Source organism: Comamonas sp. GW821-FHT11H03, assembly GCF_058807955.1.
In genome coordinates, this window is sequence record NZ_JBXARF010000004.1 from 132,584 (window position 1) to 147,807 (window position 15,224).

A 15,224-nucleotide genomic window follows, 5' to 3' on the forward strand; every position below is an offset into this window, starting at 1 on the left:
CCACCTCCAGAACGCCCGCATGCCATGAGCCCCTGCTGATAAGCGCCAGGGCTGTGCGGCAGCTTCCCGCCCAAGCCGCAGCACCGTCTGTCTGCCAGGGCTCCATGCTGATTTCGCGTGACTCCACGCGATTCAGCCCCTCCAAATCGTTATAAAAAGATGAACAATTCCTTCAAGACAGCCATCGCCTTTTTGCTGCTTCCCCTGGCCGCAGCTTCGCAGGCAGCCGAGCCGCCCTCGCCCATTGCTGCTGCCGAGCTGTATATCCGCACTCTGGTCAATCACGACGAGCAGGCCATCAGCCAGCTCAATGACTATCTGCGCCCGGACCGCCTGCGCTCGGGCCGCAGCGCGGACTACGCCAATGCCGCCGAACTCAAGCAAGCCGACAAGGACTTCCCTCGCGAAATCGCCAACGTGGCCCTGCCCCTGTTCCCCGAGGCACAGCGCGACACCCTGCGTGCGCCCGTGGAAAGCCTGATGAGCACGGTGCAAAAGGCGCGTCAGCAATCGCAGTGCAAGACCGTATCGGCCACCAAGCCCAAGCTCGAAAAGAATGGCGTGCTCAATACCGAGGTGAAGTTCACCTGCCAGCTGGTCAAGACCCCCGAGACCTGGGCTGCGGGCATTCAACGCATGGTGCGCAACAAGCTCAGCCTGGATCAGGTGCAGGGCGAACTCAAGAAGCTGCAAGCCGCCTACTCGGCCCCCGCCAACCACAGCTACGAAGGTACGCTGTCTCTGGGCATGGTGCCCAAGGACAAGGACAAGGCCTGGCGCAACGACTTCGCGAGCGAAGCCTTTGACGAGATGTTCAGCGAGCTCTAAGAGCACCTGAGAACTGCAAAAGGGCCCGAGTGGGCCCTTTTGCATTTTGCCGCCGCAGGTACTGCAGCCATGCCCGGCAGCCAATAGCTGCAAGAGCTGACAGACATAGCATCCACTTGTGCACATTTGCACACCCTATGTGCAGTGTTTGCTATTGCTACGGCAAATCCGCACACATACCATGAGGAACGAATTCACCAACGGAGACACCTCATGAACGCACCGACTTCCGCCAAGGTTCTGGCGCCCACGGTCAAGCTGCTTATCAACGGGCAGATGGTCGAATCCAAAACCACCCAGTGGCGCGATGTGGTCAACCCTGCCACGCAGGAAGTGCTGGCGCGCGTTCCGTTCGCCACGCCCGACGAGGTCAACGCCGCCGTGGCCAATGCCAAGCAAGCGTTCAAGACCTGGAAAAAGACGCCCATCGGCGCACGCGCCCGCATCTTTCTGAAGCTGCAGCAGCTGATTCGCGAGAACATGAAGGAGCTGGCCGCCCTGCTGACGGCCGAACAGGGCAAGACCCTGCCCGACGCCGAAGGCGATGTCTTCCGCGGCCTGGAAGTCGTGGAACATGCGGCCAGCATCGGCAATCTGCAACTGGGCGAGCTGGCCAACAATGTGGCCAACGGTGTCGATACCTATACGCTGAACCAGCCGCTGGGCGTGTGTGCAGGCATCACGCCCTTCAACTTCCCGGCCATGATCCCGCTGTGGATGTTCCCCATGGCGATCGCCACGGGCAATACCTTCATCCTCAAGCCTTCCGAGCAGGACCCCATGGTCACCATGCGTCTGGCCGAGCTGGCACTGGAAGCCGGCGTGCCCCCTGGCGTGCTCAACGTCATCCACGGCGGCGAAGACGTGGTCAACGCCATCTGCGACCACCCCGATATCAAGGCCATCAGCTTTGTGGGCTCGACCAAGGTTGGCACCCATGTCTACAACCGCGCCAGCCTCAACGGCAAGCGCGTGCAATGCATGATGGGCGCCAAGAACCACGCCATCGTCATGCCCGACGCCAACAAGGAGCAGTCGCTCAACGCCTTGCTGGGCGCCGCCTTCGGTGCGGCCGGCCAGCGTTGCATGGCGGTCTCGGTCGCCGTTCTGGTGGGAGAAGCCCGTAACTGGATTCCCGATCTGGTGGCCAAGTCCAAGACACTCAAGGTCAGTGGCGGCACCGAGCCCGGCACCGATGTCGGCCCTCTGGTGAGCTGCGCGGCCCTGTCGCGTGTCGAAGGCCTGATCGAGCGCGGTCTGGCCGACGGCGCCACGCTGGAGCTGGACGGCCGCAAACCCGAGGTAGCCGGCTATGCCAAGGGCAATTTTGTCGGCCCCACCATCTTCAGCGGCGTCAAGCCCGGCATGAGCATCTACGAGCAGGAAGTCTTCGGCCCCGTGCTGTGTCTGGTCGCTGCCGAGGACATCGATCAGGCCATCGAGTTCATCAACGCCAACCCCAATGGCAACGGCACGGCCATCTTCACCCAATCGGGTGCGGCCGCGCGCAAGTTCCAGGAAGAGATCGATGTGGGCCAGGTCGGCATCAATGTGCCTATCCCCGTGCCCGTGCCGCTGTTCTCGTTCACGGGCAGCCGTGCCTCCAAGCTGGGCGACCTGGGCCCCTACGGCAAGCAGGTGGTCATGTTCTACACCCAGACCAAGACCATCACGGCACGCTGGTTCGACGACAGCACCACCAGCCACGGCGTGAACACCACCATCAGCCTCAAGTAAGCCGGCCATGAAACCCGACAGTGCAGCCCAGCCTCTTGCCAGGCCCGGGCTGCGCTGTGCGGCGTTGCCGATGATGGCAGGCATGTACGCTCAAGAATTGTCACGCTCCTCCCTCCTGCGCCCGGCCGCAAATACCTCTCACAGCCCCGCACGGCGGCTGGCCCGTCTGTGCGCTCTGGCAGCCGCCAGCCTGCTGATTGCCCATCTGCCCGTAGCCTCGGCCCAGGAAAGCGAACCGGCCCCGTTGCACTGCCCCGCAGATCAGCCACTGTCTCTTGCCTGCCTTGAGCAACAGGCCCAGGTCATAGAACGGGGCATGCAGGTGCTCTACCTGTACCTGCAGCGCCAGCTGCCGCAGGCCAGCGCCCAGGCCCTGCAGACCGAGCAGGACGACTGGACACAGCAGCGCGACCGGCGCTGCCAGCCCAATGGCTATGTCCATGAAGCCGAAGACATGGCTGCTTGCCGCATCGGCATGGCTTTGAGCCGGGTCAAGGTCTTCAAGAACCAGTGGTATCCGCTGGCAAAAAACGCACAGGGTGAAAAGCAGCCATGAATCGGGCAAACCCATATCACTTGCTCCAGCAGGCCAGCCCGGGCTGCGATGATGCGGGCATGACGATCCGCATTCAGAAAATCAGGCAGCCGCGCCCTGCAACCATTGACACCAAATCGCTTGCGGCTCTTCTTATTGCAGCAAGCTTGAGCCAGCCCGCCCTGGCCCAGGCCGGAGCCGACTGCGTGCCCGGCGGCACCACGGCCCAGACCAATGCCTGCGCCATCAAGGACTTCCAACAAGCCGACACCGACCACCAGATTCTCTACGGCGATGTGATGCGTGCGCTATCGGCCCATGAGCGACCCGCCCTGCGCAAGGAGCAAGGCGAATGGAGCCGCCAGCGCATTACCCAGTGCAAGCAGGCCACGAAGGCTTTTGAAGCGCAGCCCGACTGGCCCAGCCGCTACCACGGCTGTCTGGTGCAGCAGATCACGGCCCGCGATGCGGTGCTCAAACGCTGGCTGCACCAAGGGCCGCCGGACTGAACGGCAAAGCCGTCAGGGACCAAAAGACGAGTAAAACAAAAAAGGAGACATGAAATGGACTTTGAACTCAGCGAAGATCAACGCGCTTTTGCCGATACCGCCCGTGCTTTTGCGCAGGCCGAGCTGGCGCCGCATGCGGCCGAGTGGGACCGCGAGCACATCTTCCCGCGCGAGGCCATTGCCAAGGCAGGCGAGCTGGGCTTCTGCGGTCTCTATGCTCCGGAAAGCATCGGCGGCCTGGCCCTGCCGCGACTCGATGCCACGCTGGTCTTCGAAGAAATGGCGGCCGTCGATCCATCGACCACGGCCTTCATCACCATCCACAATATGGCGACCTGGATGCTGGGCACCTGGGCCACCGATGCCGTGCGCGCCGAATGGGGCGAGCAGCTCACCAGCGGCAGCAAGCTGGCCAGCTACTGCCTGACGGAGCCCGGCGCGGGTTCGGACGCGGCCTCGCTCAAGACCCGGGCCGAACTGGTGGGCAACGAGTACATCGTCAACGGCAGCAAAGCCTTCATCAGCGGCGCGGGCAGCACCGATGTGCTGGTGCTGATGGCAAGAACCGGAGATGCCGGCTCCGGGGCTTCGGGCATTTCGGCCTTTGTCGTGCCGGCCGACGCGGCTGGCGTGAGCTATGGCAAAAAGGAAGAGAAGATGGGCTGGAACAGCCAGCCCACGCGCGTCATCAGCTTCGACAATGTGCGCATTCCCGCACACAACCTGCTGGGCCGAGAGGGCGAAGGCTTCAAGATCGCCATGAAGGGCCTGGACGGCGGGCGCATCAATATCGCCACCTGCTCGGTGGGCGCTGCCCAGGGCGCGCTGACCCAGGCCCAGCAGTACATGCAGGAGCGCAAGCAGTTCGGCAAGGCCATCGCGAGCTTCCAGGCCCTGCAGTTCAAGCTCGCCGACATGGCGACCGAGCTGGTCGCGGCACGCCAGATGGTGCGCCTGGCAGCCTCCAAATTGGACGCCGGTGCGCGTGATGCCTCGACCTATTGCGCCATGGCCAAACGCTTTGCCACCGATGCCGGCTTCATGGTCTGCAACGAGGCCCTGCAGCTGCATGGCGGCTATGGCTACATCCGCGAGTACCCGCTGGAGCGCCTGATGCGCGACGCCCGCGTGCACCAGATTCTGGAAGGGACGAACGAAATTATGCGCGTCATCATTGCCAGGCGCATGCTGGAGGGCGATGCACCGGAGGTCATTCGCTAAGCTGCTGCCATCACCCAACGCAAGGATTGTCATGCCCGCCAAGCCCATCGCCCCTGAAACCCTGCAGCTCATAGATGCCGTGCGCGATGCACTGCAGGGTTGCACAGCCGTGGAAGAGAAAACCATGTTCGGCTGCCATGTGTTCATGGTCAACGGCAAGATGTGCCTGGGCGTGGAAAACGACGAGCTGCTGGTGCGCCTGCCGCCGGCCAGTCATGCGCTGATCGCGGAGATGCCGGGCGTGCGCCCGCTGTCTTCGCGCGGACTGATGGACGGCTACTTTCTCGTCGGCCCCACGGCCTATGCCAGGCGCGATCAATGGCTGTACTGGATCAGCGAGGCCCTGGCCTTCAACCCGCTGGCAAAAGCCACGCCAAAACGCAAGGCCGATAGCAAGACCGTCAGCAAGAAGCCCGCCGATGGAGAAAGCCCTGCAGCTCAAGGCACCAGCAGCGGGCGCAGGCGCACCAGGGCAGCCTCGAAACCGGCTGATGCCGACGCTCCCGTAAAGCACCCTATTTTTGACAGCGAATAAGGACAAAGGACTGACCTCATGGCCATACGCATAGTCCAGCTAGGCAGCGAACGCGTCCCCGACGAGGGCCTGCGCATAGGTACGGTGCGCAGACCGCCGCGCGGCGTGCCCAAGGCCGAGTTCGCAAGTCGCAACTACTACGACTGCTGGTATCCCGAGCTTTCGCCCGAGGTGGAGCTGATGCAGCAGGCCCTGGAGGCCATCAAGCTGCGCACGGCCGGCCAGCAGGCACAGGCCGACAAGCTCTGGAAGCAGTTTGAAAAGCAGTTCCGCAAGCAACTGGCCGAGCCCGCCGCCGATCGCACCCTGGGACTGCTCGCAGCCTTGTCGCACAGCTGCGCCTTTTCTCTGGGCTGCTACTGCGACGACGAGGCGCATTGCCACCGCAGCATCTTGCGCAGCCTGCTCGCTGACAAGGGTGCCATTCTCAAAAATTAAGCGAAAACCAACCAATCGCTTATGGATAAAGCGCCAGGCGCTATCGATTCAATAACAGCAAGGAGACAGACATGCAAATCGCTTTTATCGGTCTGGGCAATATGGGTGCCCCCATGGCCGTCAATCTGGCCAAGGCCGGCCACAGTGTCAAAGCCTTTGACCTGAGCCAGGAGGCCATCGCCAAGGTCGCTTCCGCAGGGGCCCAGGCAGCCTCCAGTGCCCAGGAAGCCGTGCAAGGCGCCGAAGTCGTCATCACCATGCTGCCCGCCAGCCAGCACGTCGAGAGCCTGTTCCTGGGCCGCGACGGTGCGGCCGGTCTGCTCGCGCACATCGCCAAGGGCACGCTGGTCATCGACAGCTCCACCATCGCCGCGGCCACCAGCCAGAAGGTGGCCAAGGCAGCGCAGGCAGCGGGCATCGACTTCATCGACGCCCCGGTTTCGGGCGGCACCGGAGGTGCCATTGCCGGTACGCTGACCTTCATGGTGGGCGGCAGCGACGCGCAGCTGGCACGCGCCCAGCCATTGCTCGAAAAAATGGGGGCCAATATCTTCCACGCCGGCGGCGTGGGCGCGGGCCAGACGGCCAAGATCTGCAACAACATGCTGCTGGGCATTTTGATGGTGGGCACCAGCGAAGCAATCGCCCTGGGCGTGGCCAACGGTCTGGACCCCAAGGTGCTGTCCGAAATCATGCGTCGCAGCTCCGGCGGCAACTGGGCACTGGAGAAATACAACCCCTTCCCCGGCGTGCATGAGAACGCACCGGCCAGCAAGGGCTATGCAGGCGGCTTCGGCACGGATCTCATGCTCAAGGATCTGGGCCTGGCACAGGACAACGCCACCGCCAACCGCGCCAGCACGCCGCTGGGCGGCATGGCGCGCTCCATCTATGCGGCGCACAGCCTGTCCGGCCATGGCGGCGAAGACTTTTCCAGCATCATCAAGATGCTGCAGAAAAAGGTCTGAGGCCATGGCCCTGCCCCACGCCCAACCCGGGGTTCCCGTCGAAGTGCAGCCCTACGGCACTTCGCTGGGAAACCAGAAGACCGCGGCACTATTCAAGTCCGACACTCTGGAAGTGATCCGTCTGGTGTTGATGGCAGGCAAGCGCCTGCCTGCGCATCAGGTGCAGGGCGAACTGACGATTCAATGTCTGCAGGGGCAGCTCGCCGTCATCCAGGGCGCAAGCCGCCAGACATTGAGCGCGGGGCAGTTGCTGTTTCTGCCCGCCCAAACCATGCATGAGGTCGAGGCCGAACTCGACTCCTCGGCCCTGATCACCATCGTGCTGCACAGCCACTAAACAGCAGATCCGGTCAGGCTGTCAGCTGCTTATTGCACAAGCGCTGACAGCTATTCTTTCTGAAGCGGACTGCCCCCGCTGAAGACTCCTTGTCTGCCCACGCAAATCGACTCCTGCTGACGCTTGCCACGGTGGTGCAAATCGCCGCCCTGTGTTTAAGATGGCCCCAGAGGAAGTGATCGCTGCGTTGCTCTCAAGGAGTTCTCCATGATGAAGCTGACTGGACAGAACATTCTCATCCTCGGCGCCGGCAAGATCGGCTCAACGATCGCCGACATGGCTGCCGAGCTGCATGAAGCCACCGTCACGCTGGCCGATATGCAGCCCCCGCCCGGCAGCGACCCGCAGATCCGCCCCCTTCAGCTGGACATAGAAGACGATGCGGCACTGACCCGCGCGCTGCAGCAGCACTCTGTCGTCATCAATGCCCTGCCTTTCTTCTGTGCCGAGCGCGTGGCCAGGGCTGCGGCGCGGCTGGGCGTGCACTACTTCGATCTGACCGAGGATGTGGCGGCCATGCGCGCCATACAGGAGATGGCGGCGCAGGCGCGCTCGGTGCTGATGCCGCAATGCGGACTGGCTCCGGGCCTGATCGGCATGCTGGGCGGGCATCTGGCCCAGCAGTTCGACGAGCTGCTCGATCTGCAGCTGCGCGTGGGCGCGCTCACACGCCATGCGACAAATGCGCTGCGCTATCACTTCACCTGGAGCGTGGACGGCGTCATCAACGAGTACTGCAAGCCCTGCAACACCATCGTCAACGGCCAGCCCATGCTGGTGCCGCCGCTGGAGGGGGTCGAGCAGCTGATTCTGGACGGCGAGAACTTCGAGGCCTTCAACACCTCGGGCGGTCTGGGCACGCTGTGCGAGACGCTGCAGGGCCGCGTGCGCAACCTCAACTACAAGACCATACGCCACCCCGGCCACCGCGATGCCATGCATTTGCTGCTGCATGGCCTGCGCCTGATCGAGCGGCGCGATCTGCTGCGCCAGGTGCTCGAAGGCGCAGTGCCCCACAGCCGCGAAGACATGGTGGTGATTGCCGCCATGGCCAGCGGCATGCGCGCCGGGCGGCTTGAGCAGCTGACGCGCAGCGCCCGCATCTTCGGCGCGGTGCTGCGCGGCAGGCAGCGCACGGCCATAGAGCTGACGACCTCGGCCGGCATGCTGGCCGCCGTGGAGCTGTTCGCCTCGGGCCAGCTGCCGCAGAAGGGCTTTGTGCGCCAGGAGCAGTGCACGCTGGCCGCACTCTCGGGCACCCACGTGGCCCCCTACTTCGAAGGCCTGCTAGGCTGAGGCCTGTATCTCACACCACTCAGGAGAGAATGCCATGACTGCCATCGCCGCTGCCGACTTCCACACCGTGCTGAGCCGCTGCGGCATTGCACTGCAGGCCCTTGAGGGCAAGGACATCAGCGTGCGCTCGCCCATCGACGGCACGGAACTGGCCAGCCTGGCCGCCCTGCCCGGCGCCCAGGTGGCGCATGTCATTGACCATGCCGTCGAGGCGTTCAGGCAATGGCGCCTGGTGCCTGCCCCGGTGCGCGGCGAGCTGGTCCGGCTATGGGGCGAGGAGCTGCGCCGCGCCAAGAGCGATATAGGCCATGTGATTTCCTGCGAGGTCGGCAAGATCGTGCAGGAAGGCCTGGGAGAGGTGCAGGAAGGCGTGGACATCTGCGAATTCGCGCTGGGCCTGTCGCGCCAGCTGCATGGCAAGACCATTGTTTCCGAGCGTCCCGGCCACCGCATCATGGAGCAGTTCCACCCGTTGGGGCCGGTGGCCGTCATCACGGCCTTCAACTTTCCCAGCGCCGTGTTTGCCTGGAACGCGGCAATTGCCCTGGTCTGCGGCAACCCGGTGATCTTCAAGCCCTCCGACAAGGCACCGCTATCGGGCCTGGTCACCTTCAAGGCGCTGGAGCGCGCCATTGCCCGGTTTGGCGACCGGGCACCGGCAGGTCTGGCGCAGATCGTGCTGGGCGGCGCGGCTGTCGCCGAGGCCCTGGTGGACAGCCCCCGAATTGCGCTGGTATCGGCCACGGGGTCAAGCCGCATGGGCCGCACCGTGGGCCCCAAGGTGGCGGCGCGCTTTGGCAAGCGCATTCTGGAGCTGGGCGGAAACAACGCCATGGTGGTCACGCCCGCTGCCGATCTGGATCTGGCCGTGCGCGCCATTGTCTTCAGCGCCGTGGGCACGGCCGGCCAGCGCTGCACCTCGCTGCGACGCCTGATCGTGCACCGCGATGTCAAGCAGCCGCTGCTGGACAGGCTGCTGCCGGCTTACCGCAGCCTGCGCATCGGCAACCCGCTGCAGCCGGATACCCTGGTCGGCCCGCTGATCAACGAGGCATCGTTCGAGGCGCTGCAGCACTCGCTGAGTCAGGCTCAAAAGGACGGCGGCCATTTGCTCACGGGCGGCCAGCGCCAGCTGGAGCAGCAGTTTCCGCAGGGCTTCTACGTGGCGCCGGCCATTGTGGACATGCCGGCCCAGACCGGCATCGTGCGCCACGAGACCTTTGCCCCGCTGCTCTATGTGCTGAGCTACGACGAGCTGGAGCAGGCCATTGCGCTCAACAACGATGTGCCCCAGGGCCTGTCCTCCTGCATTTTCTCCAACGACCTGCGCGAGGTGGAGCTGTTCTTGAGCGCGGCCGGCTCGGACTGCGGCATGGCCAATGTCAATATCGGGCCCAGCGGTGCCGAGATCGGCGGCGCCTTTGGCGGCGAGAAGGAAACCGGCGGCGACCGCGAAAGCGGCTCCGACGCCTGGAAGCAATACATGCGCCGCACGACCAACACCATCAACTACTCGCGCGAGCTGCCGCTGGCCCAGGGCATTCAATTCGGCTGAGGCACGGACATGACTGCCAAAGAACACCGGGCCCCATGGAGCCGTTCGTTGATGTGGATTTCCTCGCTGGGCAGCCTGCTGTGCCTGGGCATCTCAACGGGCTTCGCTCTGAGCGGCAACCCCAGGCTGCATGGGCCAGCCTTGCTGCCAGCGGTGCTACTGGGTATCTGTGCGCTGTTCACGGTGCGCGGCTATGTGATCACGGCCGACGCGCTGCTGGTGCGGCGCCTGCTGTGGTGCACCCGCCTGCCCTGGGGCGCAAAAGCCCCTTTGCAATCCGTACAGCCCGTGCCCGATGCCATGCGCGGCAGCATCCGCCTCTGGGGCAATGGCGGCCTGTATTCCTTCAGCGGACTTTTCCGCAGCAAGGCCCTGGGCAGCTACAGGGCCTTTGTCACGGACCAGCACCACACCGTGGTGCTGCGTTTTGCAGGCCGCACCGTTGTGGTCTCTCCGGCCTCGCCGCAGGACTTTGCCAGCGACGTGCAGCAGATGCATCGCTCAGTGGATATCGGTTGAAAGCCCTGGCGGTGCGGCCTGCACCAGGCTCTGCACGCTGGCCACAAAGGCTTCGAGCACGGCCGGCATGCCCTGTGACCGCCAGGCCAGCACGGCCGGCGTGCTCACCCGGCTGCCGCGCAGCGCCGCAAAGCTCACGCCGTTCATGCCCACGGTCTGCATGCAGGCCGGCACCAGGGCCACGCCCTGACCGGCCGAGACCAGTGCCATGACGGTCAGCCACTGGCGCGCGGCATGGCGGGTATGCGGATGGATGCCGGCCTGCTGCAGACAGGCGATGACGTTGTCGTAATTGGCCGGGGCCACCTCGCGAGCGAACATGACAAAAGTGTCCTGGGCCAGTTCGCGCAGATCGATTTCGCCGCGCTCGGCCAGCGCATGATCGCTGGGCAGGCAGCAGACAAAAGCCTCCTCACCTATGGACAGCGTGCGTATATCGTCCTGCGGCACTCCGATGTTGAGAAAGCCGCAGTCGATCTGTCCCCTGGCAATGGCCTGCAGCTGATCGCGCGTTGACATCTCGTGCAGGCACAGCTCGACCAGCGGGCGCTCGGCGCGAAAGGCCCGACAGAACCCAGGCACCTGCCGGTAGACCATGGACCCCGTGATGCCTATGTCCAGCCGCCCCTGCAGGCCCTGCGCCACGCCGCGCACCACCTCCGCCGCATGCTGAAGCTGAGCCAGCACCTTGCGCGCCTCATGCAAAAAGGCTTCACCGGCAGGCGTGAGCCTGACGTTCTTGGCGTCGCGCTCCATGAGCACCGTGCCCAGATCCTGCTCCAGCGTCTTGAGCGCCATGCTCAGCGGCGGCTGAGTGATGCACAAGCGCTGTGCGGCCCGGCCGAAGTGCAGCTCTTCGGCCAGAACCACAAAGTAACGCAGCAAATGGGTTTTCATCATGTTCCGCAAAGTTTGGCCAAGACCATACCCCATGCCGCAAGACACCGGGAGTTCGCGCCCGGCTGGCAGCAAACCCAGCCGTTCATTTGCTTCGACCTCCCTCTTCCGCCGTCAAGCCATTGCAACAAAAACCACATGCCAAATAAGCATCTAGCCCAATCACAGAAAGCGCAAGAAGCTATCAAAACAGCATCGCTTTGTCGCTTGCAACAGAGGCCTTGACGGCCACGCCGGGATTTCGCCCCGGCGGGCGACTCACTTTCTGTTGCCAGAAAGTAAGCAAAGAGCGCAACCCGACCATCTGCGTCCCTGCGCTTCGCTGCGGGCAAACCTGCGTCACGCCATTCAGGCTGCTCTGCCGCCCAACTCGCTGCGCGGCACGCCGCTTCGCTCAGACAGACGGCGGCAAGTCAGTTCACGATGCAACGCTGTCCTGTGGCAGCGTTGCCCGCCGCCCGAACCGCGTGCCGCAGGCGCAGACACACGGGTGGGTGCGGGCGGCCTGCAAGAGTTGTGACGAAATCAGCCTCAAACGCTTATCCAGAAGTCGATAGCAGCTATCAAAATCATAAAGAAGCTATCTGGTATCCGCATCCGGTGCTGCCCCTTGTGCCCACGTTGCCCGCAGGCGCAGCCGGCGGGACGGGGGCAGCAGGGGCCGGCTCTTTGCTTACTTTCTGGTGGTCCGGCACACCGGCGGAAGAAAGTAAGTCGGCTGGCGGGCCGAGACCCGCCCTCTGTCTAAAAAAACAGGCATGTTGCTGAAGCAGAAATTCAAGCCAAATCAGCCTCTAACCCGATCACTGCAAGCGACAGAAGCCTGGCCGGATACGCCGAAATTTCGCCTCGGCCCGCCCTCTGCAAACCGATCAAGCAAGCCATCCACTCGCTTCACAGGTCAATACGACTTGGGCAGGCCCAGCACCTTCTCGGCAATAAAGCACATGATGAGCTGCGGGCTCACGGGTGCCAGGCGCGGAATCCAGGACTCGCGCATATAGCGCTCCACATGGAATTCCTTGGCATAGCCCATGCCGCCGTGCGTGAAGATGGCGGTCTCGCAGGCCTTGGCGCAGGCTTCGGCGGCCAGGTACTTGGCGGCATTGGCCTCGGCGCCGCAGGGCAGGCCCTTGTCATAGAGGAAGGCGGCCTTCTGCACCATCAGGTGTGCAGCCTCCAGCCCCATCCAGGCCTGGGCCAGCGGGTGCTGCACGCCCTGGTTCTGGCCAATGGGCCGATCGAAGACCACGCGCTCGTTCGCATACTGGGTGGCGCGCGCCAGGGCCGCACGGCCCAGGCCCACGGCTTCGGCCGCGATCAGGATGCGCTCGGGGTTGAGGCCGTGCAAGATGTACGTGAAGCCCTTGCCCTCCTCGCCGATGCGGTCCTGCACCGGGATGCGCAGACCGTCGATGAAGAGCTGGTTGGTGTCCACGCATTTGCGCCCCATCTTCTCGATCTCGGTCACGGCGATGCAGCTGCGGTCCAGATCGGTATAGAACAGCGACAGGCCCTCGGTGCCCTGGCACTCCTCCACGGGCCTGGTGCGAGCCAGCAGCAATATCTTGTTGGCCACCTGGGCCGTGGAGATGAAGACCTTCTGCCCATGCACCACATAGACATCGCCGTCGCGCATGGCACGCGTCTGCAGCTTGAGGGTGTTGAGTCCGGCATTGGGCTCGGTCACGCCGAAGCAGGCCTTGTCCCGACCCGCGATCAGCGGCGGCAGCCAGCGCTGTCTTTGCTCGTCGGTGCCGAAGACCACGGCCGGATGCAGGCCGAAGATATTCATGTGCACGGCCGAAGCGCCCGACAGGCCCGCACCCGTGGCCGATATGGTGTGCATCATCAGCGCCGCTTCGGTGATGCCAAGACCCGCGCCGCCGAATTCCTCGGGCATGGCAATGCCCAGCCAGCCGGCTTCGGCCAGGGCCTGGTGGAAGTCGTGCGGAAAGCCGCCATCCCTGTCCTTGTTCAACCAGTAGTCATCGTCGAAAGGCGCGCAGGCGCGCTGCACGGCGTCCCGGATCTGTTCCTGCTCAGCGCTCCATAAAAAATCCATGGCGGCTTCTCTCTATCAGTTGAATTTCAATGAAATCCGCCTCAAACGCCCGTCTGACAAGCGCTATCAGCTATTGTTTTTAATCACTCAGGTCGGCGCACGCGCGCCGGACTCTCGCCATAGGGTGGGCTGTAGAAGACCAGCAGACGCACGGGGGTGTCGCTGGTGACGCGAAACACATGCATGCAGTCCTCGGGGAAAAAGCAGGTATCGCCCGCCTGCATGGCAAAGCGCTCGGTCTGGCCCTGGCTTTGCACCTCCACCTCGGCCGTGCCGTCCAGCAGATAGCAGGCCTGCTCCATGCCCGGGTGGGCGTGCGGCAGCGCACCGCCGCCTTTGTCCAGCGTTCCGAGCACCAACTCCATGTGCTGGGCACCGACATTGGCCTGACTGACCAGGCGCCGGTTCACTGTGCCATGGTGGTTGGCGGGGCTGTAGCCCTGTACGTCCTGCTCGCGGATCAGATAGCGGGGCATGTCTCTGTCTCTCTTTGGTCGTTGGATGATGAAGCCTGCATGCAGCCACTGCTGGCCTGCAGTGCGGCGATCTGCGCCTCGCCAAGGCCTGCTTCGCGCAGCACCTGCAGCGTGTGCTGGCCCAGTTGCGGCGCAGCGCTGGCCTCGCGGCCCGGGGGCGTGGCGCTCCACTGCGTGGGATTGGCCGTGGTGCGCAGCCGCCCCTCGCTGGGATGCTCGATCTCGCGCACAAAGCCCGTGGCCGCATGGTGGGGGTCGGCCAGCAAGTCCTCGGGCGAGGCCATGGGCATATTCGGCACGTCGGCCGCATCGAGCAGCGCACGCCACTCGGCCGTGCTGCGCTCGCGCATCAGGCTTGCCACCTCGGCATAGACCGCATCGATATTCGCTGCGCGCTGGCCGTGGGTGGCGAACATGGGCTCGCGCATGCGCTCGCCCTGGCCTATGGCCTGGAAGAAGCTGTGCCAGTGCTTGTCGTTGTAGATCAGCACGCACAGATGGCCGTCGCTGGTGCGGTAGGGCTTGCGATGGCGCGTCAGCAGCCGCGCATAGCCGGCATCGCCCAGCGGAGGCTCAAAGCTCAGCCCGGCCATGTGATCGCCCAGGATGAACTGCGTCATGGCCTCGAACATGGGCACGACCACCGCCTGGCCCAGGCCGCTCTTCTCGCGCGCATACAGCGCAGCCGTGACCGCATAGACCGCATGCAGGCCGGTGACCCGGTCGCCCAGCGTCATGGGCGCATAGGAGGGCTCGCCGCCGCCGTACTGCTGGGCCAGCCAGGGCACGCCGGTCGCCCCCTGGATCAGGTCGTCGTAGGCCGGCTTGGCCGCATAGGGGCCGGCCTGATCGAAGCCGCAGCAGCTCACATGGATCAGGCGCGGATGGCTCTGCTCCAGTGTCTGCCAGTCCAGACCCAGTCTGGCCATGGCCTGGGGCCGTACATTGCTGATGAAGACGTCGGCCTCGGCCAGCAGCTGCAGCAGCGCCTGGCGCGCGGCCGCCTGCTTGAGATCCAGCACCACGGAGCGCTTGCCCTGGTTGGCCTGCAGAAAAATGGGGCCCATGCCGGGGTTGCGCATGGGGCCTACATGGCGCATGTTGTCGCCCTCGGGCGACTCCACCTTGATCACATCGGCGCCCAGGGCGGCCAGAATCTGCGTGGCAAACGGCCCCATGATCACCGAGGTCATGTCCACGATCCTGACGCCGGCCAAGGGGCCGGCTGAAGTACCCGCTGACGGGCCTGCTGTGTGGCCTGCTGTATGACCCGCCGCCTGGCGGCTATCGCTGTGCATGCTCGTCATC

General features: G+C 64.3%; 16 protein-coding genes. 12 read left to right on the plus strand and 4 right to left on the minus strand.

What is annotated here, in order from left to right:
• The first annotated feature begins 159 nt into the window (after window positions 1-159).
• The 12 genes from AC1RTQ_RS11000 to AC1RTQ_RS11055 all read left to right on the plus strand — a co-directional run bounded on the left by AC1RTQ_RS11000 (window position 160) and on the right by AC1RTQ_RS11055 (window position 10,478).
• The gene (locus AC1RTQ_RS11000) at window positions 160-828 is read left to right on the plus strand and encodes a hypothetical protein (RefSeq protein WP_492875668.1); all 669 of its coding nucleotides are present in this window, start codon (window positions 160-162) and stop codon (window positions 826-828) included.
• 213 nt (window positions 829-1,041) lie between these two features.
• Window positions 1,042-2,565 (plus strand): CoA-acylating methylmalonate-semialdehyde dehydrogenase, encoded by a 1,524-nt coding sequence (locus AC1RTQ_RS11005; protein WP_302090331.1) that lies wholly within the window; start codon window positions 1,042-1,044, stop codon window positions 2,563-2,565.
• An 82-nt stretch (window positions 2,566-2,647) separates the two neighbouring features.
• Complete coding sequence (locus AC1RTQ_RS11010; protein ID WP_492875670.1) at window positions 2,648-3,121, plus strand: lysozyme inhibitor LprI family protein; 474 nt, start codon at window positions 2,648-2,650, stop codon at window positions 3,119-3,121.
• Window positions 3,122-3,141: 20 nt separating this feature from the next.
• Window positions 3,142-3,609, plus strand: a complete 468-nt coding sequence (locus AC1RTQ_RS11015) for a lysozyme inhibitor LprI family protein (RefSeq protein WP_492876125.1) — start codon at window positions 3,142-3,144, stop codon at window positions 3,607-3,609.
• Window positions 3,610-3,663: 54 nt separating this feature from the next.
• Window positions 3,664-4,830, plus strand: a complete 1,167-nt coding sequence (locus AC1RTQ_RS11020; protein WP_492875672.1) for an acyl-CoA dehydrogenase family protein — start codon at window positions 3,664-3,666, stop codon at window positions 4,828-4,830.
• 31 nt (window positions 4,831-4,861) lie between these two features.
• Window positions 4,862-5,365, plus strand: coding sequence for a TfoX/Sxy family protein (locus AC1RTQ_RS11025; protein WP_492875674.1), 504 nt, complete (start codon window positions 4,862-4,864; stop codon window positions 5,363-5,365).
• Window positions 5,366-5,383: 18 nt separating this feature from the next.
• Window positions 5,384-5,803 (plus strand): DUF488 domain-containing protein, encoded by a 420-nt coding sequence (locus AC1RTQ_RS11030; protein WP_492875676.1) that lies wholly within the window; start codon window positions 5,384-5,386, stop codon window positions 5,801-5,803.
• 71 nt (window positions 5,804-5,874) lie between these two features.
• Complete coding sequence (gene mmsB / locus AC1RTQ_RS11035) at window positions 5,875-6,771, plus strand: 3-hydroxyisobutyrate dehydrogenase (RefSeq protein ID WP_291604173.1); 897 nt, start codon at window positions 5,875-5,877, stop codon at window positions 6,769-6,771.
• 4 nt (window positions 6,772-6,775) lie between these two features.
• On the plus strand, window positions 6,776-7,108 hold the full coding sequence (locus AC1RTQ_RS11040) for a cupin domain-containing protein (protein ID WP_492875678.1): 333 nt from the start codon (window positions 6,776-6,778) through the stop codon (window positions 7,106-7,108).
• A gap of 207 nt (window positions 7,109-7,315) precedes the next feature.
• Window positions 7,316-8,404: a saccharopine dehydrogenase family protein gene (locus tag AC1RTQ_RS11045; RefSeq protein WP_492875680.1), complete on the plus strand. Its 1,089-nt coding sequence runs from the start codon at window positions 7,316-7,318 to the stop codon at window positions 8,402-8,404.
• Window positions 8,405-8,438: 34 nt separating this feature from the next.
• Window positions 8,439-9,959 carry an L-piperidine-6-carboxylate dehydrogenase gene (gene amaB / locus AC1RTQ_RS11050; RefSeq protein ID WP_492875682.1) on the plus strand — a complete coding sequence of 507 codons (1,521 nt, stop codon included), beginning with the start codon at window positions 8,439-8,441 and terminating at the stop codon, window positions 9,957-9,959.
• 9 nt (window positions 9,960-9,968) lie between these two features.
• The gene (locus AC1RTQ_RS11055) at window positions 9,969-10,478 is read left to right on the plus strand and encodes a PH domain-containing protein (protein ID WP_492875684.1); all 510 of its coding nucleotides are present in this window, start codon (window positions 9,969-9,971) and stop codon (window positions 10,476-10,478) included.
• Here the strand turns inward: AC1RTQ_RS11055 and AC1RTQ_RS11060 are convergent.
• From AC1RTQ_RS11060 to AC1RTQ_RS11075, 4 genes are all read right to left on the minus strand, one after another.
• Window positions 10,461-11,378 carry a LysR family transcriptional regulator gene (locus AC1RTQ_RS11060; protein WP_492875686.1) on the minus strand — a complete coding sequence of 306 codons (918 nt, stop codon included), beginning with the start codon at window positions 11,376-11,378 and terminating at the stop codon, window positions 10,461-10,463. The two genes, AC1RTQ_RS11055 and AC1RTQ_RS11060, sit on opposite strands and share 18 nt — an antisense overlap.
• An 898-nt stretch (window positions 11,379-12,276) precedes the next feature.
• A complete protein-coding gene (locus AC1RTQ_RS11065; RefSeq protein ID WP_492875688.1) occupies window positions 12,277-13,440 on the minus strand; it encodes an acyl-CoA dehydrogenase family protein in 1,164 nt (387 codons plus the stop codon).
• A gap of 83 nt (window positions 13,441-13,523) precedes the next feature.
• Window positions 13,524-13,916, minus strand: coding sequence for a cupin domain-containing protein (locus tag AC1RTQ_RS11070; protein WP_492875690.1), 393 nt, complete (start codon window positions 13,914-13,916; stop codon window positions 13,524-13,526).
• Window positions 13,901-15,223 carry a CaiB/BaiF CoA transferase family protein gene (locus AC1RTQ_RS11075; RefSeq protein ID WP_492875692.1) on the minus strand — a complete coding sequence of 441 codons (1,323 nt, stop codon included), beginning with the start codon at window positions 15,221-15,223 and terminating at the stop codon, window positions 13,901-13,903. The genes AC1RTQ_RS11070 and AC1RTQ_RS11075 overlap by 16 nt, the downstream gene beginning before the upstream one ends.
• Window position 15,224 lies beyond the last annotated feature (1 nt).